The following is a 22,661-nucleotide window of genomic DNA, read 5'->3' on the forward strand; positions in this document are numbered from 1 at the left end:
TCAGCCGACGGGCAGCGCGGGGGCCGGCGGGTGGTCCGGGAGGAAGGCGTGGGCGCGGCGGGCGAGCCACTCGGCCTTGTAGCGGTTCACGTTCCGGTGCCAGTTCAAAATGCCGGCCAGCCAGTTCTCCAGGTCCGCGACATAGCGCCCCATGGCCGCGCGGGCCTCTGGCGACAGCTGGAAGTCGTCGTAGACCACGGGCAGTTCGTGCGCGACGACGTGTTCGAACTGGCGCATGCGCTGGGTCATCAGGTCGTGCACGACGGAGAGGGCCGCGGGGTAGCCGATGCCGAAGAAGTGCTGCACGACGAGGATCGCGTTGTGGATCTCGCCCTCGTACTCGATCTCCTTCTGGTAGGAGAAGACGTCGTTGAGCAGGCAGGCGTAGTCCATGGCCGCGTTCTCCAGGGAACGGACCGGGCCGCTGCGGTAGACCTCGGGCGGGATCGCCGGGCCGTGCCCCATCCGGCACAGGCTGAGGGTGAGGTCGGAGCCGAAGGTGGCGCGCCGCATCTCCAGGTAGTCGACGGGGTCGGGCACGCGGTTCTGCAGCTGGTTGGACAGCTCCCACACCCAGCTCTCGGTCATCGAGTCGACCGCGCGTTTGAAGGTGCGCCGCTGGTCCGGGGTCATCGCGGCGGTGGTCCGGGCCCACAGGTCGACCAGAGCGCGCTCCATGGCGTTGAGGGGGACGGGGGCCTCCTCGCCGTCGACCGGCATGCACGCCGACAGGCGGGCCGTGGTCAGCCGTGCGGCGGCGAGGTCACGGCGGTGGCCGTAGACCAGTGGGTAGTAGTCGTCGCCGTAGGTGCCCCAGGCGAGCCACTGCGCGCTCAGGTCGAGTTCCCCGGGTGCCGCGTCCGGGTCCAGCCCCGCCGAGCACAGGGCCAGGTCGTAGGCGGCGAGCTTGTCCTCGTCCCAGACGCCTTCCGTGAGGATGCCCATCCGGTGGCACCAGTCGGCGAGCCGGGACCGTGAGCGCTCCAGGTGCGGGCTCAGCTCCAGCGGGAAGGGCATGTACAGGTCGGGGATGCGGGAGGGGCCGACCTTCTCGTACGGGACGTGGGTGTAGGCGCGCAGGCTCCCCCACTGCCTGAACGGCGTGGGAGGTCCCCCCATGGCGCCGGCCGCGGCGAGCAGCGCGCCCACGTCGACGGCCGAGGTGCCGGGTCCGGACGGGGGCCGCCAGGGGTTGACCGGGCGGGCCCGGGCGTTCATGTACCGGCTGGAGCGCATGTGCCATTCGTGGCCGCCGGACTGCCAGTCCTGCAGGCCCTTGGTGTACGCCGCCACCGCCGCGACCTCACCGGGGGTGAGGCCGTGCTCCGCGGCCACGGCGGGCACCTCGGTGAGCGCGGTGTGCTCGAACTGGTGCAGGCGCGAGGTGAGGACGTCGTTGACGGTGTCCGCGGCCTCCTGCGTGGTGCAGCCGAAGAAGGTCTCCAGGACCAGCACGCCGTTGCTCAGCTCGCCCTCGTCCTCCACCTCCCGCTGGTAGGAGAACAGGTCGTTGCGCAGGTGCACGGCGTCGGAGAAGGTCTCCATCAGCACCCTGAGCGGCCTCGACTCAGCGACGGAGGCGGGCACTTCGGCGGTGGCGTACTCCACGAGCCCCGCCGACCAGGGGGCGCCGCCGACCTTGCGGCGCATCTCGATGTACTCGACGGGGTTGGCGATCCGCCCCTCGTTGATGTTGGACAGCTCCCACAGGGACTCGTTCAGCAGGTGCTCGGTGGCCACCGCGAACCGGCGTCGCCAGCCGGCCGACATCGACGGGACCGTACGCGCCCACAGGTCGGCCAGGCCCGCCTCCACCGGGTTCTGCGGCTCGGGGACGTCGGCGCCGTCGTCGAGGGGCATGAACAGGGGCAGCCGGTCCAGGTAGGCCTTGCCGCCGGCCCGGTCCTGGCTGCGCTTGAACGTCTCCAGGAAGTGGTCGTCGAAGAAGAAGACCCACACGTACCAGTCGGTGATCAGGGAGAGGGCGGGGCCGTCGCAGTCGGGATGGGTGTAGGCGCACAGCAGTCCGTAGTCGTGCGCGTCGAGATCGGACTGGTCCCAGATCCCGGAGCCCTCCAGCATGCCCATGTCCCGCGCCCACCGCGTGGAGTGGGCGCGCGCCTCGTCGAGGTGCGGGTTCAGCCGCGCGGGGTACGGCATGTAGAAGTGCGGTAGTTCGAAGGGCTGCTGCGTCATGGCCGGGCCCTACCCGGGGTGCTCGGCAGTCATCCTCCGGCGCGCATCCGATCACACCATCGCGTGAATCACCGCCGAACGCGCCCCGCGCGCGGACCCGGTGACGTCGGACGCCGTCGCACGCGGGTCTGCCCTGACGAACGTCAGGGGTCCGGTCAGCGGGTCAGCGGATCGGCGGGGGCGGTCTCCCGCTCCAGCTGGGCGGCGAGGCCCAGGTAGCGCGGTCGCCGGGGGACGGGCACCAGGCCGCGGACCAGCAGGTGCCACATCTCGGTCGTCCTGCGCGGCAGCCGGGTCACCGGTTCCAGGGGCCGGCCCGCGACCCGGGTGCCGACGAAGAAGGAGACCAGGGAGCGCGCGGCGGCATGGACGTCGACGTCCGGGTGGACGTCGGCCTCCCGCACCGCGGCGAGGAGCCGGTTGGTGGCGATCTCCAGCCACTCCGTGAAGGGGTGGCGCAGCGGTGGCCGCACCTCGACGCCGCCGGTGGCGAGCCGGAAGCCCGCGCGGACGACCGGACCCTCGACGGACAGCCGGGTGAACGCGAAGGTGATGCGCATCAGCGCTTCCAGGGACGGGCAGCCCCGCTCCTCCACCTCGCCCGTCACCTGGCGCACGGCCCGGGACTGCAGCTCCATGATGGCGTGGGCCAGGTCCTCCTTGGCCGCGAAGTGGAAGTACAGGGCGCCCTTGGTGACCTGGGCGTGCTCGACGATGTCGCTGAGGCTGGTGCGCTCGTAGCCGTGCCGGTCGAACAGGTCGGCAGCCGCCGTGATGATCGTCGAGCGTGTCTGCTCGGCGCGTAACTGCCTCGCCATGGCCAGAAGACTCCTGCTCTAACGAACGGGGCGTGCTGTTTGTTTCCTGCTCGCTCCACGATAGCCCACCAGCCAACCCCGTCACCAGACAGGAGAGTTGGTTCATTCACGGTCCCTCATCGGCCCAACAGTCACCAAATACGGACAAACAGAGAAGAGTTCAAAACCAGCAGGACGGTTTCTTATGTGTCACCTCACGGAGTCTCACGGGTGGGGATCCGGCACCCGGCGGAAGGCGACCCGTACTCGTCGGCGCGGCACGGAACTTATCCGTGCCGCCGCTAGTTTCTACGGTGCTGTAGAACTGAACGATCCGACCTTTGGAGAGCACCATGGCCCTGTGGGACCGCATCAAGGATTCCGCGACGCAGATGCAGACCCAGCTGGTGGCGAAGAAGAACGACCTGAAGAGCGGCGCCTTCCGCGACGCGAGCATGGCGATGTGCGCGCTCGTGGCCGCCGCCGACGGCACCGTGGACCCCTCGGAACGCCGGCGCGTCGCCCAGCTGATCGCCGGCAACGAGGTCCTGCAGAACTTCCCCGCGGACGACCTGCGCCGCCGCTTCGAGGAGAACCTGGACAAGCTGACCGCCGACTTCGACTTCGGCAAGGTGAGCGTGCTCCAGGAGATCGCCAAGGCGAAGAAGAAGCCCGCCGAGGCGCGGGCCGTCGTCCAGATCGGCATCGTGATCGGCGGCGCGGACGGCGACTTCGACAAGACCGAGCGGGCCGTGGTCCGTGAGGCCTGCTACGCGCTGGACCTGCCGCCGCACGAGTTCGACCTCTGACAAGCGCCGCCGGCACCGCCGCGCCGCCTGCCGCCGCCCGCCCGCGCCATCACAATGCCGCCAGGACGGGCAGGATCCCGGTCGCGGTGGTGACGTCCGCCGTCAGCGGGCGGTCCTCGGTGCCGGCGGGCAGCGCGGCGGCGGCCACGGCGAAGGCCGCGGTGCGCGGCGGCCGCGCACGCCGGCGCAACGCCCTGACGGCGACCACCAGTTCGCATGCCAGGACGGTCGCGTAGGCGTCCACCGCGCGCAGGGCCTGGCGGGCCGCCTGGGAGGCGAAGCTGGCGGCCTCCTCCAGGCCGTGGGAGAGCACCGCGTGACCGGCCGATGCGGGCGTGGCGCAGGCGCGCAGCTCGGCGAGGGCGGAGTTCGCGGTGTACTCCAGGATCATCGTGCCGGAGCTGCCCGGCGGGCCCTCGGCCAGGAAGGCGGGCAGGCCGGTGAGATCCGGGCGGCCCAGCGCGGCGAGACGGGCGGCCGACAGCTGGGCGGTCTGCAGCACGGCGAGGTCGAGGGCGTCCAGGGCGAGGCCGAGCGGGGCCGCGTAGAAGCCGCCGTGGTGGTAGGCGGTCGTGCCGTCGGCGCTGATGAGCGGGTTCTCCGAGGGGCAGTTGACCTCCACCTCGACGATGTGCCGCAGCGTGTCCGCCGCTTGGAGGGCGGGGCCGTGCGCCTGCGGGAAGGCCCGGAAACCGAACGGGTCCTGGATCCGGTGGTCTCCGGTGCCGTGCGGCGGGCCGGGCGGCCCGGACAGCCGCCGCACCTCCGCGGCGGCGCGGGCGGCCCCCGGATAGGGGCGCAGCGCGTGGAGCCTGTCGTCGTACGCCTCCAGGGAGCCACAGACGGCGGCGAGCGACAGGGCGGCCACGGCGTGCGTGGCCCGCAGCAGCACGTCGAGGCCGTGGCAGGCGAGCGCGGCCTGGCCGAGGGTGAGAGCGTTGCTGCTGAGCAGTGCGAGCGCGTCGCCGGGCTGCGGCACGACGGGGGCGGGCAGCGCGGGAACGGCGGTGCCGGTCCCCGCGAGGGGCACCTCCCGCGCCGCGTCGCCCGGATGCGGCTCGGCCCGCGCCGCGCGGCCCGGGCGAGGCGGCGCCTGGGCTGCGGGGCCCGGGCGGTGCTCCGGCCGCGCGGCAGGGCTCGCGCGATGCCCCGTCTCCGTTCCGCGGTCCGGACCGGGTGGGGTCTGCGCCGCGCGGTACCCGCGCGCGGGCAGAACGCCGTCGGCCGGGGTGTCCTCCAGAAGGGTGCCCGGCGTCAGGGGCCCGCCGAGTCCGTCGCCCCGGTCGCGGCCGCCCGGCAGGCCGTACGGCGGTGCGGTCGCCCGGGAGCGGCCCGCGCCGGCCGGGGTGCCGTTCAGCCAGGGGCGTTCGCCGATGAGGGTCAGGCCCGTCTGTGCGAGGGCCGTCAGGTCTCCGGTGCCCAGGCCGCCGTACTCGTTGACCGCCGGGTGCACGCCGAGCCGGAGTGCCTCGGTGAGGGCGATGACGAAAGCGGGCTGGATACCGGAGCCGCCGGCGAGGAGCTGGTTGGCGCGGACGGCCAGCATCGCCCGGATCTGCCGGGCCGGGAGCACCGCGCCCGCCCCGCCCGCGTGGCTGCGCAGCAGCCGCAGGCCGTGCTCGGCCTCGTCCCGGCTGTCCACCGGCACCGAGCGGTGCGCGCCGACACCGGTGCCGCGGCCGTAGAGCCTGCCCGCCGCGGCCAGGCGCCCGGCGGCCCGCCAGGAGCGGTGGGCCCGTGCCAGCGCCTCGCGCGGTACGACGGGTTCGGCCGCGGCGTCGGCGAGGCGGACCACACCGGCCAGCGGGAGGTGGCGGCCGTCCAGCACGACACGGGTGTCCTCCGCGTCCCGGGGCGCCCGCGTCGCGCTGTCCACTGCCGGTCCGGTCAGACGAGACCGGCCGACTTCAGCCAGTCCTTGGCCACGTCCAGCGGGTCCTTGTTCTGCGACTGCACCTGCGTGTCGAGGTCCAGCAGGGTGGCCGTGTCCAGCTTGGCGGAGAGCGCGTTGAGCGCTTCGACGCCCTTCTGGTCGAGTCCGCTCTTGTAGACGAGCGGCTGGACGTTCTCGAACCCGAAGAGGTTCTTCGGGTCCTGCAGGACGACGAACTTCTCCTTGGCGATGGTCGGGTCCGTGGTGAAGACGTCCGCGGCCTGCACGGTGTCCTTCTTCAGCGCCGCCTGGGTCAGCGGGCCGCCCGCGTCCAGCGCCTTGAAGGACTTGAACTCCAGCCCGTACAGCGACTTCAGGCCGAGCAGGCCCTGCCGGCGCGTCTGGAACTCGGGCGAGCCGCCGATGACGATGTCCTTCGCGGCGTCCTTGAGGTCCGCGATGGAGGACTTGTCGGTCAGCTGGTACTTCTTCGCCGTCGCGGCGTTGACGGTGACCGAGTCCTTGTTCTGCGCCGGCGACGGCTCCAGCAGCGTCAGCTTGGGGTCGAGCTTGGTGTTGATCGCGGCCGTCGTGGCGGCGACCGTCTTCGGGGCGGCGTTCTTGTCCAGATAGGCCAGCAGCGCGCCGTTGTACTCGGGCAGGACGGTCACGGAACCGTTCTTGAGCAGGCCGTAGGTTGTCTCGCGGCTGCCGATGTTGTGCTTGTAGGTGACCTTGACGCCCTTGGCCTTCAGGGCCTCGCCGTAGATGTCGGCCAGCAGGATGCTCTCGGCGAAGTTGTTGGAGCCGACGACCACGCTGTCCCCGCTCGCCTTGCCGCCCGCGAGCGGGTCGCCGCCGGACTTGTCGCCGGAGGACGAACACCCGGCGAGGAGTGCGACGGTGGCGGCGAGGGCGACGGTGGCCGCGCCGGCGCGCCTCGTGCTGGACCTGGTGCTCTTCGCGTAAGAAGTCACGATTCTCGTTCCGGGTTGGGAAGTCGTGGGGCAGGACGGGGACAAAGGAGTACGGCATGCGGAACACCGCACTTTACTGATCCAATCCAGCCGCTTCTCGATCAGTCAAGAGCAGCCAGGTCACCGATCGGCTTCGTTTCCCTGGTACTTGTGAAGCGCAAGCGATTGCTTTGTAACGCATTCTTGACATGGGACGAGCCGGGCGCGGCTTCGAAGAGGCGGTAGATTTCACGGCAGTTGACGTCGGTCACAGCGGTGTACACGGGCCGCACCGGTGTCGTCGCGCACCGTCGTTGTCACGTACGTCCTGGGTGGAGACACCCTTCGAAGGAGGCCCGGTGTCCACGAACGAGGTGGACGCGCCCACCCGGCAGGCCGCACCGCCCCGGGCCGGTGGCATCGGGGGATTCGCCGACCGCTGGCCCTTCCGGCGCAAACTCAACGTCCTGGTCGGCGCGCCGCTCACCGTGGTCGGTCTGCTGCTCGCCTACCTCATCGCCGACCAGGTCGGCCAGGCCAGGGACGCGGCCGCCGCGGCCCGGCTGGTGCGGGACAGCGCCCAGGTCGCGGTGCTCGTCGACCGGGTGCAGGCCGAGCACCAGCAGGCCGTCCTGCTCTCGGTGCGCTACGAGGCCCAGGGCATCGGCGCCCGCCCCTCCGCCGCCGCCTACCGCACGGCGCAGGCGGCGGTCGACGCCCAGGTGGCCGTGGTACGGCACGCCTTCGGCGACCGGCTGCCCGGCACCGAGGCACAGGCGCTCAGGGAGATCGAGGGCCTGAGCAGCCTGCGCGACACCGTGGAGCAGGGTTACCTGCCCGCCGACAACATCGACCCGGCCTACACGGGCGCCGCGAAGAACCTGATCGACGGTCTCGGCCTCGACCGGAACGCGGCCCTGGCGGCCACCTTCACCGGCAACCTGCTGGACTCCCTGCTGCGCGCCGACGCCGCGCACAGCTCCTTCGAGACCAGCGTGTTCTCCGCGACGACCGGCGACACCAACGCGCTCATCGAGTTCACCGGCGCGGTCGGCTCCCACGAGCTGTACACCTACCAGGCCGACCGCTTCGCCCGGTTCGCCACCGCCGCGCAGGCCGACCGGCTCGCGGAGATGGAGCACACCCCCGCGCAGCGCCGGATCGCCGAGGCGTACGCCGAACTCCAGATCGACCCGAGCAGTCTCCAGGCGAACGCCCCCGACCAGATCCGGCGCGCCTTCCAGGACGCGCTGGGCGACTACCCCTCCTACCCCGAACAGGCCGCCGCCCGGCTGAAGATCGCCTCCTCGCTCATCGACGAGATCGCCGGCTCGGCCGACGACGCCTCGACCGACGCGTGGTGGCGGGCCGCCGGGCTGCTGACCGCCGCACTGTTCGGCTTCCTCCTCTGGCTCGGCTTCTCGGTGGCCGTGCGCCGCTCGGTGGTCCGGCCCGTGCAGGCGCTCACCGGGGCCGCGCAGGAGGTGTCCGCCGCCACCGGACGGGAACTCGCCCGGGTCGCCGACGACGACTCCGACGACAGCGGGCCGCCGCGCCTCCAGGACGTGCCCGTCACCGCGCGCGACGAGATCGGCGACCTGGCGGCGGCGTTCAACCAGGTGCAGACCACGGCCGCGGCGCTGCTGGAGCGCCAGGTGCTCAGCCGCCGCAACGTCGCCGAGATGTTCGGCAACGTCGGCCGCCGGGTCAGCAACCTGACCACCCGTCAGCTCGCGCTGATCGACGCGGTCGAGCGCGGTGAGACGGATCCTGCCCTGCTCGAACGCCTCTACTCCATCGACCACATCGCCGTACGCCTGCGCCGCAACGCCGACAGCCTGATGCTGCTGGCCGGCATCCGCGAGGCCGTCCTGGACTCCGGCCCCACCGCGCTGACCAACGTGGTGCGCGCCGCGCTCGGCCAGATCGAGGGCTACCAGCGGGTCCGGCTGTACGCCGGGACCGAGATCATGGTCGCGCCGGACGTCATCGGCGACCTCACGCTGATGGTGGCCGAACTCCTGGAGAACGCGGTGGCGTTCTCCCCCGCGGGCAGCCCCGTCGAGGTGACGGTGCGCTCGGGCGCGGAGGGCGCCTCGATCGCGGTCACCGACCACGGCCTCGGGATGAGCGCCGAACGCCTCGCCGAGGAGAACGCCCGCCTGATCCGCCGCGAACGCCTCGACCTGGTGCCGACGAAGGTGCTCGGCCTGTTCGTGGTGGGCACGCTGGCCCGCCGCTGGGAGGTCGGGGTCGCCCTCACCCGCACGGCGGGCGGCGGTGTCACGGCCGAGGTCACGATCCCCTCCGCCCTGCTGCTGTCCCCGGGTGCGGTGGTCTCCGGCGGCGACGCTCCGGTGGACCGGGCCGCGCCGGAGGGGGCGGCGGAGCGGAACGGAACCGGCGGCGAGGCCGCGGCCGGATCCCCGGGTGCCGCCGGGACCGCGGGCGCCGTCGAGGCCACCGGGCCGAGGCCGTCCACCGCCGTGGTGCCCGAGCCCGCCGCGGACGCCGGTGACGAACCCGGCGCGCTCCCCCGCCGCCTCCCCCGGCGCCAGACGTCCCCCGCCGCGTCCGACGCGGAGACGACCGTGAAGCGGGAACCCGCCGGAGCCCCGGCCCCTTCCACGGACCCGGGAACAGCCGCAGTCGGGGAACAGCCGGCAGAACAGGAACCGGACGAACGCCCGGAACCGGCCGCACGCCGGGACCAGACCGCAGAGCCGGAACCGGCCGCACGCCGGGACCAGACCGCTGGCCCGGCATCGGCATCGGCATCGGCATCGGGCCCAGGCTCGCAGCCCGCCGCCGGACCGGCCGCGGCGCAGACCCCGTTCACCCCCCGGGCCCGTAAAGAGACCAACCCGGCGGAAGCGGTGTCCGGCCCGACGGTGCCGGGTCAGGCCGGGCCCGGCCGGGCGCCGGCCTCCCGTCCCCTGCGCCGCCGCGTGCGCGGCGCGACCCTGCGCGCCGCCGGCGGCCCCTCCCCGAGCGCCCGCGAGAGCGCACGGCCCGCCGACGCCGACGCCGTGCGGTCCGCGCTGGAGGAGTTCGAGGCCGCCGTGGAGCGCGCCCACCGCGACACCGGCACCCGACCCGCCGTCACTTCCGGCGGACCCCCCGCGGACCCCCCGCCCGCCACCGGCCCGAACGGCCCCGCCGACCCCGCCCCGGACAGCCGTACCGGGCCCCGCGCGGACGCCCGGACCACCCCGGCCGCCGCCGCGCACCCGCCGACAGCGGACCCGACCGCCCCGCGCCCCACCACCCCCGACTCGCAGCACCAGAACGACCTCCCGGAAGGAGCCGAGCAGTGAGCACGTCGACAGGTGACACTCCGACGGGAGGCACCACGCCGACCGACCTGCAGGCCGCCGCAGCCGACTTCACCTGGCTGCTGAACCGCTTCGCGACCGAGACCGCCGGTGTCGTCGACGCCATCGCCGTCTCCTCCGACGGACTGCTGATCGCCGTCTCGCAGTTGCGCGAGCACGCCGACTCCGAGCGGTTGGCCGCCATCGTCTCCGGCATCACCAGCCTGGCCGCCGGCGCCTCCGGCAACTACCGCCTCGGGGCGCTCAACAAGGTCATCATCGACCTGGAGGGCGGTCACGTCCTGGTGTCCGCGATCGGCAGCGGCGCGGTGCTCGGCGTGGTCACCGACAAGGAGGCCAAGCTCGGCAACATCGCCTACGAGATGACGCTGTTCGCCAACCGGGCCGGTGCCGCGCTCAGCCCGCAGCTCGTCCTCGAACTGAAGAACAGCGTCGGCGCCGCCTCGGCGCGCTGACCGGTCACCGCCGGTCGAGGAAGGAAGAAGAACCCATGGCGGACGGCTCCCCGCCCCCGGGAGGAGACCCGGTGGGCCCCGCCCCCGCCGTGCGGCCGTTCCTGGTCACGGCCGGCCGGGTGGCGCCCACCGCCTCCGGCCGGCCGGTGCCCGTGGAGACCCAGGTGGTGGCCACCGCCGCCGGGCTCGCTGCGCTGGGCGGCCTCTCCTTCGAGCAGCACGACATCATCGCCGCCTGCCGCCTGCCGCTGTCCGTCGCGGAACTCGCCGCCCGGCTGCGGCTGCACCTCAACGTGGTGCGGGTCCTCACCGAGGACCTGCGCGCCGCGGGGCAGCTGACGGTGCACGTGCCCGACTCCGGCGTGATCCACGACGCCTCCGTCCTGCGCAGGGTTATCGATGGCCTGCGGGCCATCCCCGACTCCCGGGGAGTACTCCGTGACACCGACTGAACAACTCGCCCGCGGCACCGCCGCGGCGGCCGGCCAGAGCGCCGTACGGCCGCCGCTGCCGGTCAAGATGGTGATCGCGGGCGGCTTCGGCGTGGGGAAGACCACCGCCGTCGGCTCCATCTCCGAGATCGAGCCGCTGACCACCGAAGCGGCCATCACCGAGGTCGCCGCGGGCGTCGACGACCTCACCCACACCCCGCGCAAGACGACCACCACGGTCGCCATGGACTTCGGGTGCATCACCATCGACCCGACGCTGAAGCTGTACCTGTTCGGCACACCCGGCCAGGAACGGTTCGGCTTCATGTGGGACGACATCGTGGAGGGCGCGGTCGGCGGACTCGTCATCGTCGACACCCGCCGCCTGGACGACTGCTACGCGGCCGTCGACTACTTCGAGCACCGGCGGATCCCGTTCGCGGTGGCGCTCAACGCCTTCGACGGGCGGGTGGACCACTCCCTGGAGGAGGTCCGCTGGGCGCTCGACGTCTCCGAGCACGTCCCGGTGGTCGTCTTCGACGCACGGGAACGCGGCTCGGTGCGCGACGCGCTGCTGGTCGTACTGGAGCTGGCGCTGTCCCGGACCGAGGCGTGACCCGCTGACACCGGGTCGAGCGGCCGGCCCCTGAGATGGGGGCGACCGGCCGGCCGACTGTCCTGTGCCGCCGATGCGAACCGGCCGGCCGCCTGCCGCTGACACCGAGGGTGACCGCCGGACGGGCCGGCACGCTGACGCGAGGTGACCGGGCGGTTCGTGGCGCGGCTCGCCCGGCCGGCTCCGTCAGGTACCGCGCCGCACGCCCCGGGACACCGTGAGCCGGGCCGCGGCCCAGAACAGCAGGAGCGTGACGAGCGCCAGCGCCGCGACCAGGCTGGCGCCGCCCACCACCTTCTCGTAGTTGCGCTGGTAGAGACCGTCGATGACGTAGCGGCCGAGGCCGCCGATGCCGACGTAGGCGGCGATGGTCGCCGTGGAGACGATCTGGATGGCTCCCGAGCGCAGGCCGCTGAGGATCAGCGGGAGCGCGACCGGCAGTTCGACGCGGAAGAGGATCCGCGACTCCTGCATGCCCATGCCCCGTGCCGCGTCCACCGGCGACGGGTCGACCGAGCGCATCGACTCGTAGGTGGTCACCAGGATCGGCGGGACGGCGAGGACGACCAGCGGGACCATGACGGGGACCAGGCCGAAGCCGACCAGTGTGGTCATCAGCACCAGCAGGCCGAAACTGGGCAGCGCCCGCCCGGCGGTGGCCAGGAAGGCGAGGACGTTGCCGCCGCGCCCGTAGTGCCCGGTGACCAGGCCGACCGGCAGCCCGATGGCGGCCGCGATGCCGAGCGCGATCAGGCAGTAGCGCAGGTGCTCGGCCAGGCGTGTGGGGATGCCGTCGTAGCCGTGCCAGTGGGCGCTGTCGCTGAAGAAGGCGTTGACGAAGTGCAGTACGTTCACCGGGCGGCGTCCTCCCGTACGGACACGGCCGGCTCCGGCCGCTCCTCGGCGGTCCGGGGCCCGCGGCGGCCGGTGCCGCGCGGCATCCACGGGGTCAGCAGGAACCGTACGCCGACCAGCACGGCGTCGACGAGGATGGCCAGGACGGCGGTGGTGACCACGGAGTTCACCGCCAGCTCGGGCCGGTGGTAGATGTTCGCGTCGTTGAGCAGGTTGCCGAGGGCGCCCTGGTTGCCGATGAGCATGCCGACGCTGACCAGGGAGATGCTGGACACGGTGGCCACGCGCAGCCCGGCGAGGATGGCGGGCACCGCGATCGGCAACTGCACCTGGAAGTAACGCCGTACGGGACCCAGTCCCAGGGCGGTGGCGGCGGCCAGCGTCTCCTGCGGCACCGCGCGGACGCCGTCGACGATGGCCGGGACGAGCACGACCAGGCTGTAGACGGCCAGCGGGATCATGACGGTCAGCTCGGTCTGGCCGGTGTAGTCGATGAGGAAGACGATGAAGGCCAGGGACGGGACGGCGTACAGCACCGTCGTCAGGCCGAGCACCGGCGGGTAGAGCCAGCGGAAGCGCACACACAGCTGGGCGATCGGCAGGGAGGCGACGAGGCCCGCGAGGACGGGCAGCAGCGCCTCGCGCAGGTGCAGTCCGATCAGGCCGAACCAGCTGTGCTGGAGGTCGCTCGGGAGGTCGAAGAAGCGGTTCATCGGACGGCCTCGGCGTCCGCGCCGGCGTGCTCGCCGGCTTCCGTGCGCCCTTCCGCGTCCCTACGGCCCCCGGCGTGCGCGGCGCGGATGGCCGCGCCGATGGTCTGCTGCGAGACCACGCCGACCGCGCGGCCGGTGTCGTCCACGCCGACCGCCCAGCCGGTCGGCGAGAGCACGGCGCAGTCCAGGGCGGCGCGCAGGGACTCGCCGCCCCGCACGAAGGGCCGCCCGTGGGGCAGCAGCCGGTCCGGGTCGATCCGGCCGCCCGTCAGGTCGCCCGGCTCGCTCCAGCCGAGCGGGCGGCCGTCGGGGCCGGTGACGAGGAGGTAGGGCACGTCGCCCCCCGCGCGGGCGGCGATCTGCTCGGCGGTGGAGTCCACGGCGACGATCGGCGAGGTGAGCAGCTCCAGTTCCGCGGTGCCGAAGAAGGACAGCCGGCGGATGCCGCGGTCGGTGCCGAGGAAGTCCTCGACGAAGGCGTCGGCGGGGTCGGTCAGCAGCTCGGCGGGCGGGGCGTACTGGGCGAGCCGCCCGCCGGTGCGCAGCACCGCGACCATGGTGCCCAGTCTGATGGCCTCGTCGATGTCGTGGGTGACGAAGACGATGGTCTTGCCCAGCTCGTCCTGGATGCGGAGCAGTTCCTCCTGGAGGCCCTTGCGCACCACCGGGTCCACGGCGGAGAACGGCTCGTCCATCAGCAGCACCGGCGGGTCCGCGGCGAGCGCCCGCGCCACGCCGACGCGTTGCTGCTGGCCGCCCGACAGCTGGTAGGGGTAGCGCTTGGCGAGCGCGGAGTCCAGGCCGACGCGCTCCATCAATTCCACCGCGCGCGCACGGGACTTCTGCTTGCTCCAGCCCAGCAGCCGGGGCACGGTGGCGATGTTGTCGACGATGGTGCGGTGCTGGAAGAGCCCGGCGTTCTGGATGACGTAACCCATCGACCGGCGCAGGGTGTTGACGGGCTGTTCCTTGACGTCGGCACCGTCGAGGAGGATGCGGCCCTCGCTCGGCTCGACCATGCGGTTGATCATGCGCAGGGTGGTGGTCTTGCCGCAGCCGGACGGCCCGACGAGGACGGTGATCGAGCGGTCCGGTATCTCCAGCGAGAGCCGGTCGACCGCCACCGTGCCGTCCGGGTACCGCTTGGTGACTGAATCTATGCGTATCAAAACGCCGCATACCCTTCGGGTCTGGCAGTAGCTGCCCGCTCTCGGCCACGGTCGCGCGGGCCGTTGCGGAGAGAGTCTAGACGCCCGGGATTGCGGCGGGATTGCAGCACCCGTGCGGGGCGCGGCCGTTGAGGGGCCGCCGCGCCGGACACGGCACCGCACCCGGGCGCGGCGGCTTCGGCCGTCACACCGGGTGCGGTGCGGGGTGGTGCCGGTGCACGGGGCGCCCGCCCGGCCACGGGGTGAACCGGCCCGGGATGCGGTGCGCGGAGACCCGCGCCACGGTTCGGTGCGCGCTCCCCGCTGTGGATACCGCGGCCGACAGGCCGGGTCAGGTGCGGCCGGGGCCCCCGCTGCCGAAGGATCCGCTGCTGCCCGGAGCCCAGCGGCTGCGGTGCTGGTCCTGGCTGCGCCGGGTGCTCGCGGCGTGCAGCTCGTACGGCAGGAGCCGTTTGCCGTCGTCGCCGCAGTGGACCTCGTCGGGCTCGCGCCTCTCGCTGATCTCCTCGACGGCGCCGGTGACCGGCAGGTGCGGCTGCTCGGACGTCTCGGGCCGGTCCGGCTCGCGGCGCATCACGCCGATGCCCATGCTGACGGCCCAGACGAGCGCCACCACGATGACGAGCCCGCCGATGAAGGCACCGAGCGTGGCCCACACGTGCGGAGCCACGGCCAGTACGACGTTGGACGCTGTGCCCATGTCTTCCACCCGCCTCTGCGGAGATGCGGCGAAACAACCGGTGGCGCCGACGACGCCACCAATGTCCCATATTGTCCCGCCGTGACTATTGTCCCACCACGGCAGGCCGCAGCAAAGCGCCGCCGAGGGCGGCGCCCCCGCCCCGGCGCCCGGCTCAGCCCTCGGCGGGCGTCAGCCGCAGCGAGATGCTGTTGATGCAGTACCGCTGGTCGGTCGGGGTGGGGTACCCCTCACCCTCGAACACGTGCCCGAGGTGCGACCCGCAGCGGGCGCAGCGCACCTCGGTGCGCACCATCCCGTGCGAACGGTCCTGGAGGAGTTCCACCGCGTCGGTGTCCTTCGGGTCGTAGAAGGACGGCCAGCCGCAGTGGGACTCGAACTTGGTGTCGGAGGTGAACAGCTCCGCGCCGCAGGCCCGGCAGGAATAGACACCCCTGGTCTTGGTGTCGGTGTACTCGCCGGTGAAGGCCGGCTCCGTCGCGGCCTGGCGCAGCACGGCGTACTCGGCCGGGTTCAGCTCCTCGCGCCACTGCTCGTCCGGCTTGTCCACGTCGTACGCCATGAGCCCTCAGCCCCTTCGCTCAGTTCTGCTGCAGTCGGTCCAGGATGCGCGGCCCGAGGTCGGTGACGTCGCCCGCGCCCATGGTGAGAACGAGATCACCGGGCTTGGCCATTCCCGCGATCACGTCGGGGACCTCGGCCTTGTCGTGGACCGCGGTGACGTCCGCGCCGGCGGCCCGCGCGGAGGCGATGACCAGTTCGCTGGTGACGCCCGGGACCGGGTCCTCGCGGGCCGGGTAGATGTCCAGGACGACGGAGGAGTCGGCGAGGACGAGCGACTGGCCCATCTCCTTGCCCAGTTCCTGGGTGCGGGAGAAGAGGTGCGGCTGGAAGACGACCAGGATCCGGGCGTCGCCCGCGGCGGCGCGCGTCGCCTCCAGGTCGGCGGTCATCTCGGTGGGGTGGTGGGCGTAGGAGTCGATCACCTGGACACCTGCGGCCTCGCCCTTGAGCTGGAGGCGCCGCTTGACGCCGGTGTAGGCGGCCAGGGCGGGGGCCAGTTCGGCGGCCGGGATGCCGAGGGCGGCGCCGGCGGCGAGCGCGGCGACGGCGTTGTGGGCGTAGTGGCGGCCGGGCACGGAGACCGTGAAGGTCAGCTCGGTGCCGTCCAGCACGACGGTGACCTCGCTCTTGAGGCCCTGCGGCACCACGGACAGGATGCGCACGTCGGCGTCGGCGGACTCGCCGTACGTCACCGTCCGCACCGAGCCGGCCAGGCGCCGGGTCAGCTCGCGCGCGCCCTCGTGGTCGGCGGCGATCACCAGCGTGCCGCCGGGGACGATCTTCCCGGCGAAGGTCTCGAAGGACTCGTGGATCTCGTCGATCGAGGCGTAGTTGGCGTGGTGGTCGAGTTCGACGTTGAGGACGATGGCGACCTCGGGCGCGTACTTGTGGAAGCTGCGGTCCGATTCGTCCGCCTCGGCGACGAAGATGTCGCCCTCGCCGTGCAGCGCGTTGGAACCGGGGGCGTCCAGGTCGCCGCCGATGGCGTACGACGGCTTCAGGCCCAGCTCGGTCAGACAGACCGCCAGCATCGAGGTGGTGGTGGTCTTGCCGTGGGTGCCGGCCACCGCGATCGGACGCAGGCCGTCCATCAGGGCGGCCAGGGCGTCGGAGCGGTGGACGGCCGGGATGCCCAGTTCGGCCGCCCGGACCAGCTCCGGGTTGTCCGCGCGGATCGCCGAGGAGACGACGACGCAGGTCGCGTCGGCGGCGAGGTGGTTTGCCGCGTGCCCGATGTGCACGGTGGCGCCCAGCGCGCGCAGCGCCTCGGCGGTCGCCGACTCCTTGGCGTCGCTGCCGGCCACCCGGGCGCCGCGCTGGGCGAGGATCTTGGCGATGCCCGACATCCCGGCGCCGCCGATGCCGATGAAGTGCGGTCGGTCCATGGCGGTAGGAAGGCCGGGTGCCATGCGCTGTTCTCCCCAGGTGGTGCGGCGTCGGTACGGGCGTGCGGCGCACCGCGGGCGCGGGCGCCGCCCCAGCCTATGCCTTGCTGTGGGAGAACAGCTTCAGGACCGGCACGCCGACCTTGTGGCGGGCCCGTGAGGCCCAGTCGCGGTGGAAGAACTCCTCCACGTAGTGCGGGTCGGTCAGCACGATCACCTCGTCCGCCCCGGCCTGGGCGACCAGGGATCTGAGGGCGTCCAGGGGGTGGTTCTCGACGAGCCGGCCCTCGGCGTCGGCACCGGCCGCGCGCAGCGCCTTGAGGGAGACGTCCAGGGCCTGCTCGCCCTCGCCCTTGGCGGCCTCGCCCTCGGGTGTCCCGCCCTCGCGCGCGGCCTCGTCGATCTCGCCGAGGGCGATGTCGTCGATGGCCCGCAGCAGCCGGTCCGCCTGGTCCCCGCGCGGCTGGAGCAGCACCTCGAAACGGACCGCCTCCTCCCCGTGCAAGGTCGTGACGAACTCCACGTCGGCGGACGTCAGGGCCTTCTCGATCATCAGTACGCTTGTGAACACCAGACGCCCTTTCTCGTGTGAGGGCCGCGCCCTCTCGCTACCTCCGTGTGGGCCGGAAACAGCCCCCGCAGAAACCATCCTGCCCTGTGATCGCACGGGTATCGCCGGAATTCCTCCCGCTGCCACCACGTGAACGGAATTACCAATTCCGCTTTCGGGCGACGCGGGGCCGCTCCCGGCGGCCGTGGCGGGGAGCGCCGGGGCGGGAGTGAGGGGGCGGCGCCTCCTCGTCGCGCCCGGCGCCCGGCTCTCACGCCCGCTGGTAGCGGCTGAACAGGAACCCCTCCTCCTCCAGCAGGGAGGCCAGGGTGAACCGGTGCGGGACGGCGACCGGGGGCCCGCCCGCGATGCGCTGGGCGTCGCCCGCGGTCAGCGTCGGCGAGACGGTCAGGCACAGCTCGTCCAGGACCCCGGAGGCCACCATCTGCCCGAGCAGACGCGGACCGCCCTCGGTCAGCAGACGGGTGTGGCCCAGTGCGGCCAGCGCCCGCACCGCGCGCGGCGGGTCGATGCCCACGCCGTCGCCCGCGGTCACCACGCGCGCCCCCGCCCGCTCGGCCGCCGCGATCCGGTCGGGGGCCGCGGCGGCGCCCGTGAGGATCAGCGTGGGCACCAGGGGGGAGGTGAACAGCGGCAGGGAGAAGTCCAGCTCCAGACCGGCGGTGACGACCGCGATCGCCGGGGCCGGCCCCTGCCCGGCCGCCGCCCGCAGGGCCGCGAACTCCCCCCGCGCGCGGGCCGGGCGGTACCCCTCCTGCCGTACCGTCTCGGCACCGACCACCACCACGTCGGCCAGCGCCCGCAGCGTGCCGAAGATCCGCATGTCGGCGGCGCCGGAGATGGGCTGCGAACGGCCCTCGTGCTGCGCCGCCCCGTCGAGCGTGGAGACCATGTTGGCCCGCAGCCAGGGCTCCCGGCCGCCGGCCGCGGGCTCGGGGTAGGCGTAGGCCTCGGCCAGCTCGGCGAGGGTCCACTCCCGGTCCGCGGGGGCGGCGCTCACGCGCTCACCGCCGGCCCCGGCGGTCCCGCGCGGGGTCCGGGCTGCTGTTTCGTCGGTCACAGGGAACAGGCGTCGCATGCCGTGCAGTGTTCCACGCGGCTTACCATGGGGAACCGTGTCGTCCTCCACAGCCGCCTCCCGGCTCAGCCCCGTGACCGGTGCCACCCCGCTCTCCCTGTGCGCCCGCGAGCCGCACGTCCCGGCGGACCGGCTGGTCGCCGAGATGGTGCCGCCGCCGCGGTTCGACTCGGTGCGCTTCGCGACGTACATCCCGGACCCGAAGCAGCCGAGCCAGACGGAGGCGGTGCGCGTCCTGGAGGACTTCGCCGCCGGACTCGGCGGCGCGCCCGCCGCCGGTTCCGCCCGGCGCGGCCTCTTCGGCTTCGGCAGGGCCCGGACGAAGACGCCGAAGTCCCCGGCCGCACCGCGCGGCGTCTACCTGGACGGCGGTTACGGCGTCGGCAAGACGCACCTGCTCGCCTCCCTGTGGCACGCCACCCCGGCCGAGCCCGCGCTCAAGGCGTTCGGCACGTTCGTGGAGCTGACCAACCTGGTGGGCGCCCTCGGCTTCCAGAAGACGGTCCAGACGCTCTCCGGGCACCGGCTGCTGTGCATCGACGAGTTCGAGCTGGACGACCCCGGCGACACCGTGCTCGTGTCCACCCTGCTCGGCCGCCTGGTCGAGGCGGGGGTCGCGCTCGCCGCCACCTCCAACACGCTGCCGGGCAAGCTCGGCGAGGGCCGGTTCGCCGCCGCCGACTTCCTGCGCGAGATCCAGGGCCTGTCGGCGCACTTCCGCACGCTGCGCATCGACGGCGAGGACTACCGCCACCGGGGTCTGCCCGAGGCTCCCGCGCCCTTCTCCGACGAGCAGGTCACGAAGGCGGCGCAGACCACCGAGAACGCCTCGCTCGACGACTTCGCCCAGCTCCTGGAGCACCTGGCCAGGGTGCACCCCAGCCGCTACGGTGCGCTGACCGACGGCCTGGGGGCCGTGTGCCTGACCGGGGTGCGGCCGGTGCCCGACCAGTCGACCGCGCTGCGGCTGGTCGTGCTCGCGGACCGGCTCTACGACCGTGAGGTGCCGGTGCTGGCCTCCGGACTGCCGTTCGACCGGCTGTTCAGCGAGGAGATGCTGAACGGCGGCTACCGCAAGAAGTACTTCCGCGCGATATCCCGGCTCACCGCCCTCGCCCGCGACGCCAAGGGCCTCGTCGAGACCGCCTGACCTGCCGTCCGGCGCCGGTACCGTCATCGGCACCGGACGAGCGGTGGCCTTTACTCGAACGCACGGGCGAATTGCCCGAACGTCCGGGCGACTCCGCGGCACATCGGCGTCCGGTTCGCGCCAATACCCCTGCACTTTTCGGGCGCCTTACACGCCGTAACACGCCGTTAACCCAGCGGAAGGCCATGCCGGGCTATCGTGCTTCTTGACCATCCATTGACCAACTCTTGGTGTGTTCTAGAGCTACGTGCGGTGCGGAGGGAGGCGCATGTTCCAAGGCCCGGCGGCCCGCGCGGCACTCGCGCTCCTCACCGCCGCCCTGCTCACCCTCGTCCTCGCCGCACCGGCCGCCTCCCTGGCGTCCGCGCAGGCGGGGCGCCACACCGGGGCCGCGGCGCAGCCCGGCGGCACCCCGCTCGGCGCGTCCCAGCAGGAGGAGCGCGCCACCGCGCGCGAGCGCGCCCCGGCCCACGACCCGGCCGGCCCGGTGCGCGCCCGCCCCTGTCACCGGACCGCCGGCCCCCCGCCGCCCCCGGCCCGCGGACAGCAGCCCGCCGCCGCCCACGAAGCGGCCGTGCCCGGCGTCCCGTCCGCCCGCCCGCCAAGACCCCTGACCGGCACCACCCCGGCCGCGCTCCAGGTCTTCCGCTGCTGAACCGCGCACCGTCTCCCTCGCGCACACCCCCCACCTCTGTCGTGTCAGCCCGACGCGCCCGCGCGGCGCGCCAGGAGGAGTCACCGCACATGCAGCCCCTCATCGACAACGCCCGTACGTTCGGACAGCGCCCCGAGGAGTTCGCCGAACTCGCCGCGGGCCAGTCCCCCCAGGTCCTGTTCATCACCTGCTCCGACTCACGGGTCGTCCCGGCCCTGATCACCGGCGCCCGCCCCGGCCAGCTCTTCGAGCTGCGCACCGCGGGCAACATCGTGCCGCCCTACGACCCGGCCCGTCCCACCGGCGAGGCCGCCACCGTCGAGTACGCCGTGCAGGTGCTCGGCGTGCGGCACGTCGTGGTCTGCGGCCACTCGCACTGTGGCGCCGTCGGCGCCCTGGTCCGCGGGGACGACCTCGACGCCGTCCCCGCGGTGCGCGACTGGCTGGCGGGCGCCACACCCCCGCCGACGGGACCGGCCGAGGACCCGTGCGTCGCCGAGGGCGTCCAGAGCCATGTCCTCACGCAGCTGCTGCGGCTGCGCTCGTACCCGTGCGTCGCGCGCGGACTGGCCGACGGGACCGTGTCCCTGCACGGCTGGTACTACGAGGTGCACACCGGTGCCGTCCTCGCGCACCGGCCGCGGACCGACACCTTCACGGCCCTGTGAGCGCCGCCGTGAAGACCGCGATATCCAGGTTCCCCTTCCTCCGGCAGGACTTCACCGCCTCCCTCGTCGTCTTCCTCGTCGCGCTGCCGCTGTGCGTCGGCGTGGCCGTAGCCTCCGGCGTACCGGCCGAACTCGGCCTCGTCACGGGCATCGTGGGCGGCCTGGTCACCGGATTCCTGCCGGGCAGCAGCCTGCAGGTGTCCGGGCCGGCCGCCGGACTGACCGTGCTCGTGTTCGAGGCCGTCCGCGAGTTCGGGCTGCCCGTGCTGGGCGTGATCGTGCTGTGCGCGGGGCTGCTCCAGCTCGCCATGGGTGCGCTGCGGCTCGGGCGCTGGTTCCGGGCCATCTCGGTCTCCGTGGTCGAGGGGATGCTGGCCGGCATCGGGCTCGTGCTCATCGCCGGCCAGCTCTACACGGCGGCCGGGCTGAAGGCCCCCGCCGCCGGCCTCGACAAGATCACCGGGCTGCCGGGCGCGCTCGTCGGCGCCCTGGGCAGTACCGGGGCGGCGGCCTCCCTCGCGCTCGGCGCGGGCACCGTCGCCGTGCTGGTGCTGTGGACGCGCCTGCCGGACGGCGCCCGGGCCGGCGGGGCGGCACGGCGGCTGTGGGCGGGCGTGCGCGCCGTCCCGGGCGCCCTGGTCGCGGTGGTCCTGGCCACGCTCGTCTCCCTCGCGTTCGGCCTGCCGGTCGCCACGGTCCGGGTGCAGGGCCTGCTCGACGCGGTCCAGCCGCCCGGCGCCGGGGCCTTCGGCGAGCTGGCCGGCCCCGCGGTCTACGGCACCGTCCTCGCCTTCACGCTCATCGCCTCGGCCGAGAGTCTGTTCAGCGCGGCGGCCGTGGACCGGCTGCACGACGGACCGCGCACCCGGTACGACAAGGAACTGATGGCCCAGGGCGCGGGCAACTGCGTGTGCGGGCTGCTCGGCGCGCTGCCGATGACCGCCGTGATCGTCCGCAGTTCGGCCAACGTGCGGGCCGGTGCGCGCACCAAGGCGTCCCGGGTGCTGCACGGGGTGTGGCTGCTGCTGTTCGCGGCGCTGCTGCCGTCCGCGCTGGCGCTCATACCGCTGCCCGCGCTCGCCGGCGTCCTCGTGCACGCGGGCTGGAAGCTGATCCCCTTCCGCCAGGTGGCCTCGCTGTGGCGCACGCACCGCGGCGAGGTGCTGGTCCTGGTGGCGACGGCCGTGTCCATCGTCGTGCTGAACATGTTCGAGGGCGTCCTGATCGGTCTGGCCCTCTCGGTCGCCAAGACCGCCTGGGAGGCCTCCCACGTGAAGCTGGAGGTCGTCGACAAGGGGGCGGGCCCGGTCCAGGCGTACCTGACGGGCAACGCGACGTTCCTGCGGCTGCCGAGGATCCTCGACAGCCTGGAGTCCCTCCCCCGGGACCGCCCGGTCGAACTGCACCTGGCCGGCCTGCACCACCTCGACCACGCCTGCCGCACGGCCCTGGACACCTGGGCCGAACGCCACAGCACGGCGGAGACGGAGCCGGTGAGACTGCTGGCGCCGGCGCCTTGACGGCAGGGCCGCCGGCGCGGTGACGGGCGGCGGGGCGGGCGGCCCGGCGCGGTGCCCCGGGGCGACGGCGGCTACGCCGACCAGATCATGGTCCTCGACTCCGGCCGCGTGGCCGAACACGGTACGCACGATCAACTGCTGGCACTGGGCGGACGCTACGCGGCG

General features: G+C 73.3%; 21 protein-coding genes. 9 read left to right on the top strand and 12 right to left on the bottom strand.

Annotated features, from left to right (window positions below):
* Complete coding sequence (gene cyc2, locus ABZ719_RS33055; RefSeq protein WP_366728852.1) at window positions 1-2,196, bottom strand: germacradienol/geosmin synthase Cyc2; 2,196 nt, start codon at window positions 2,194-2,196, stop codon at window positions 1-3.
* A 155-nt stretch (window positions 2,197-2,351) separates the two neighbouring features.
* A complete protein-coding gene (locus ABZ719_RS33060) occupies window positions 2,352-3,014 on the bottom strand; it encodes a ScbR family autoregulator-binding transcription factor (protein WP_366728853.1) in 663 nt (220 codons plus the stop codon).
* 332 nt (window positions 3,015-3,346) lie between these two features.
* On the opposite strand from ABZ719_RS33060, the gene ABZ719_RS33065 reads away from it, so the two are divergent.
* Complete coding sequence (locus tag ABZ719_RS33065) at window positions 3,347-3,802, top strand: tellurite resistance TerB family protein (RefSeq protein WP_037858579.1); 456 nt, start codon at window positions 3,347-3,349, stop codon at window positions 3,800-3,802.
* Window positions 3,803-3,851: 49 nt separating this feature from the next.
* Here the strand turns inward: ABZ719_RS33065 and ABZ719_RS33070 are convergent, their stop codons facing one another.
* Window positions 3,852-5,678 carry an aromatic amino acid lyase gene (locus ABZ719_RS33070; RefSeq protein ID WP_366728854.1) on the bottom strand — a complete coding sequence of 609 codons (1,827 nt, stop codon included), beginning with the start codon at window positions 5,676-5,678 and terminating at the stop codon, window positions 3,852-3,854.
* 11 nt (window positions 5,679-5,689) lie between these two features.
* A complete protein-coding gene (locus tag ABZ719_RS33075; RefSeq protein WP_366728855.1) occupies window positions 5,690-6,652 on the bottom strand; it encodes an ABC transporter substrate-binding protein in 963 nt (320 codons plus the stop codon).
* A 338-nt stretch (window positions 6,653-6,990) separates the two neighbouring features.
* On the opposite strand from ABZ719_RS33075, the gene ABZ719_RS33080 reads away from it, so the two are divergent.
* The 4 genes from ABZ719_RS33080 to ABZ719_RS33095 are packed head-to-tail and all read left to right on the top strand — an operon-like array spanning window position 6,991 to window position 11,468.
* Window positions 6,991-9,948 (top strand): ATP-binding protein, encoded by a 2,958-nt coding sequence (locus tag ABZ719_RS33080; protein WP_366728856.1) that lies wholly within the window; start codon window positions 6,991-6,993, stop codon window positions 9,946-9,948.
* Window positions 9,945-10,421: a roadblock/LC7 domain-containing protein gene (locus ABZ719_RS33085; protein WP_366728857.1), complete on the top strand. Its 477-nt coding sequence runs from the start codon at window positions 9,945-9,947 to the stop codon at window positions 10,419-10,421. Before ABZ719_RS33080 ends, ABZ719_RS33085 begins: the two co-directional genes overlap by 4 nt.
* 35 nt (window positions 10,422-10,456) lie before the next feature.
* Complete coding sequence (locus ABZ719_RS33090) at window positions 10,457-10,873, top strand: DUF742 domain-containing protein (protein WP_037858567.1); 417 nt, start codon at window positions 10,457-10,459, stop codon at window positions 10,871-10,873.
* Window positions 10,860-11,468 (top strand): ATP/GTP-binding protein, encoded by a 609-nt coding sequence (locus ABZ719_RS33095; protein WP_366728858.1) that lies wholly within the window; start codon window positions 10,860-10,862, stop codon window positions 11,466-11,468. The genes ABZ719_RS33090 and ABZ719_RS33095 overlap by 14 nt, the downstream gene beginning before the upstream one ends.
* Before the next feature lie 186 nt (window positions 11,469-11,654).
* Here ABZ719_RS33095 and ABZ719_RS33100 read toward each other — a convergent pair whose 3' ends face one another.
* The 8 genes from ABZ719_RS33100 to ABZ719_RS33135 all read right to left on the bottom strand — a co-directional run bounded on the left by ABZ719_RS33100 (window position 11,655) and on the right by ABZ719_RS33135 (window position 18,503).
* Window positions 11,655-12,323 carry an ABC transporter permease gene (locus ABZ719_RS33100; RefSeq protein WP_366728859.1) on the bottom strand — a complete coding sequence of 223 codons (669 nt, stop codon included), beginning with the start codon at window positions 12,321-12,323 and terminating at the stop codon, window positions 11,655-11,657.
* The gene (locus tag ABZ719_RS33105; RefSeq protein WP_366728860.1) at window positions 12,320-13,036 is read right to left on the bottom strand and encodes an ABC transporter permease subunit; all 717 of its coding nucleotides are present in this window, start codon (window positions 13,034-13,036) and stop codon (window positions 12,320-12,322) included. The genes ABZ719_RS33100 and ABZ719_RS33105 overlap by 4 nt, the downstream gene beginning before the upstream one ends.
* Window positions 13,033-14,205: an ABC transporter ATP-binding protein gene (locus tag ABZ719_RS33110; protein WP_366728861.1), complete on the bottom strand. Its 1,173-nt coding sequence runs from the start codon at window positions 14,203-14,205 to the stop codon at window positions 13,033-13,035. The genes ABZ719_RS33105 and ABZ719_RS33110 overlap by 4 nt, the downstream gene beginning before the upstream one ends.
* 331 nt (window positions 14,206-14,536) lie before the next feature.
* Window positions 14,537-14,905, bottom strand: coding sequence for a DUF6479 family protein (locus tag ABZ719_RS33115; protein ID WP_366728862.1), 369 nt, complete (start codon window positions 14,903-14,905; stop codon window positions 14,537-14,539).
* A gap of 154 nt (window positions 14,906-15,059) precedes the next feature.
* Window positions 15,060-15,467 (bottom strand): peptide-methionine (R)-S-oxide reductase MsrB, encoded by a 408-nt coding sequence (gene msrB / locus ABZ719_RS33120; RefSeq protein ID WP_037858553.1) that lies wholly within the window; start codon window positions 15,465-15,467, stop codon window positions 15,060-15,062.
* A 19-nt stretch (window positions 15,468-15,486) separates the two neighbouring features.
* Complete coding sequence (gene murC / locus ABZ719_RS33125) at window positions 15,487-16,878, bottom strand: UDP-N-acetylmuramate--L-alanine ligase (protein WP_366728863.1); 1,392 nt, start codon at window positions 16,876-16,878, stop codon at window positions 15,487-15,489.
* A 73-nt stretch (window positions 16,879-16,951) separates the two neighbouring features.
* On the bottom strand, window positions 16,952-17,425 hold the full coding sequence (locus tag ABZ719_RS33130) for an indole-3-glycerol phosphate synthase (RefSeq protein WP_366728864.1): 474 nt from the start codon (window positions 17,423-17,425) through the stop codon (window positions 16,952-16,954).
* A gap of 250 nt (window positions 17,426-17,675) precedes the next feature.
* Window positions 17,676-18,503 carry a pyrimidine reductase family protein gene (locus ABZ719_RS33135; RefSeq protein WP_366728865.1) on the bottom strand — a complete coding sequence of 276 codons (828 nt, stop codon included), beginning with the start codon at window positions 18,501-18,503 and terminating at the stop codon, window positions 17,676-17,678.
* A gap of 37 nt (window positions 18,504-18,540) precedes the next feature.
* Here ABZ719_RS33135 and zapE point away from each other — a divergent pair, with 37 nt between their 5' ends.
* The 4 genes from zapE (at window position 18,541) to ABZ719_RS33155 (ending at window position 22,496) form a co-directional block, all read left to right on the top strand.
* Window positions 18,541-19,653 carry a cell division protein ZapE gene (zapE, locus tag ABZ719_RS33140; protein ID WP_366728866.1) on the top strand — a complete coding sequence of 371 codons (1,113 nt, stop codon included), beginning with the start codon at window positions 18,541-18,543 and terminating at the stop codon, window positions 19,651-19,653.
* A 268-nt stretch (window positions 19,654-19,921) separates the two neighbouring features.
* Window positions 19,922-20,308, top strand: coding sequence for a hypothetical protein (locus ABZ719_RS33145; protein WP_366728867.1), 387 nt, complete (start codon window positions 19,922-19,924; stop codon window positions 20,306-20,308).
* A gap of 89 nt (window positions 20,309-20,397) precedes the next feature.
* Entirely contained in the window at window positions 20,398-20,976 is a 579-nt protein-coding gene (locus ABZ719_RS33150; protein WP_366728868.1) for a carbonic anhydrase, read from the top strand.
* Window positions 20,977-20,984: 8 nt separating this feature from the next.
* Window positions 20,985-22,496, top strand: a complete 1,512-nt coding sequence (locus ABZ719_RS33155; RefSeq protein ID WP_366728869.1) for a SulP family inorganic anion transporter — start codon at window positions 20,985-20,987, stop codon at window positions 22,494-22,496.
* The last annotated feature ends 165 nt before the right edge of the window (window positions 22,497-22,661 follow it).

Origin of the sequence: Streptomyces sp. NPDC006743 (genome assembly GCF_040703815.1) — a bacterium.
Taxonomy (GTDB): Bacteria; Actinomycetota; Actinomycetes; order Streptomycetales; family Streptomycetaceae; genus Streptomyces.

What these genes read in the sequence shown, in the direction of transcription:
- cyc2 (WP_366728852.1), bottom strand. Translation starts at nt 2,196, where the DNA reads ATGACGCAGCAGCCCTTCGAACTACCGCACTTCTACATGCCGTACCCC.
- ABZ719_RS33060 (WP_366728853.1), bottom strand. Translation starts at nt 3,014, where the DNA reads ATGGCGAGGCAGTTACGCGCCGAGCAGACACGCTCGACGATCATCACG.
- ABZ719_RS33065 (WP_037858579.1), top strand. Translation starts at nt 3,347, where the DNA reads ATGGCCCTGTGGGACCGCATCAAGGATTCCGCGACGCAGATGCAGACC.
- ABZ719_RS33090 (WP_037858567.1), top strand. Translation starts at nt 10,457, where the DNA reads ATGGCGGACGGCTCCCCGCCCCCGGGAGGAGACCCGGTGGGCCCCGCC.
- ABZ719_RS33105 (WP_366728860.1), bottom strand. Translation starts at nt 13,036, where the DNA reads ATGAACCGCTTCTTCGACCTCCCGAGCGACCTCCAGCACAGCTGGTTC.
- ABZ719_RS33115 (WP_366728862.1), bottom strand. Translation starts at nt 14,905, where the DNA reads ATGGGCACAGCGTCCAACGTCGTACTGGCCGTGGCTCCGCACGTGTGG.
- msrB (WP_037858553.1), bottom strand. Translation starts at nt 15,467, where the DNA reads ATGGCGTACGACGTGGACAAGCCGGACGAGCAGTGGCGCGAGGAGCTG.
- murC (WP_366728863.1), bottom strand. Translation starts at nt 16,878, where the DNA reads ATGGCACCCGGCCTTCCTACCGCCATGGACCGACCGCACTTCATCGGC.
- ABZ719_RS33135 (WP_366728865.1), bottom strand. Translation starts at nt 18,503, where the DNA reads ATGCGACGCCTGTTCCCTGTGACCGACGAAACAGCAGCCCGGACCCCG.
- ABZ719_RS33145 (WP_366728867.1), top strand. Translation starts at nt 19,922, where the DNA reads ATGTTCCAAGGCCCGGCGGCCCGCGCGGCACTCGCGCTCCTCACCGCC.
- ABZ719_RS33150 (WP_366728868.1), top strand. Translation starts at nt 20,398, where the DNA reads ATGCAGCCCCTCATCGACAACGCCCGTACGTTCGGACAGCGCCCCGAG.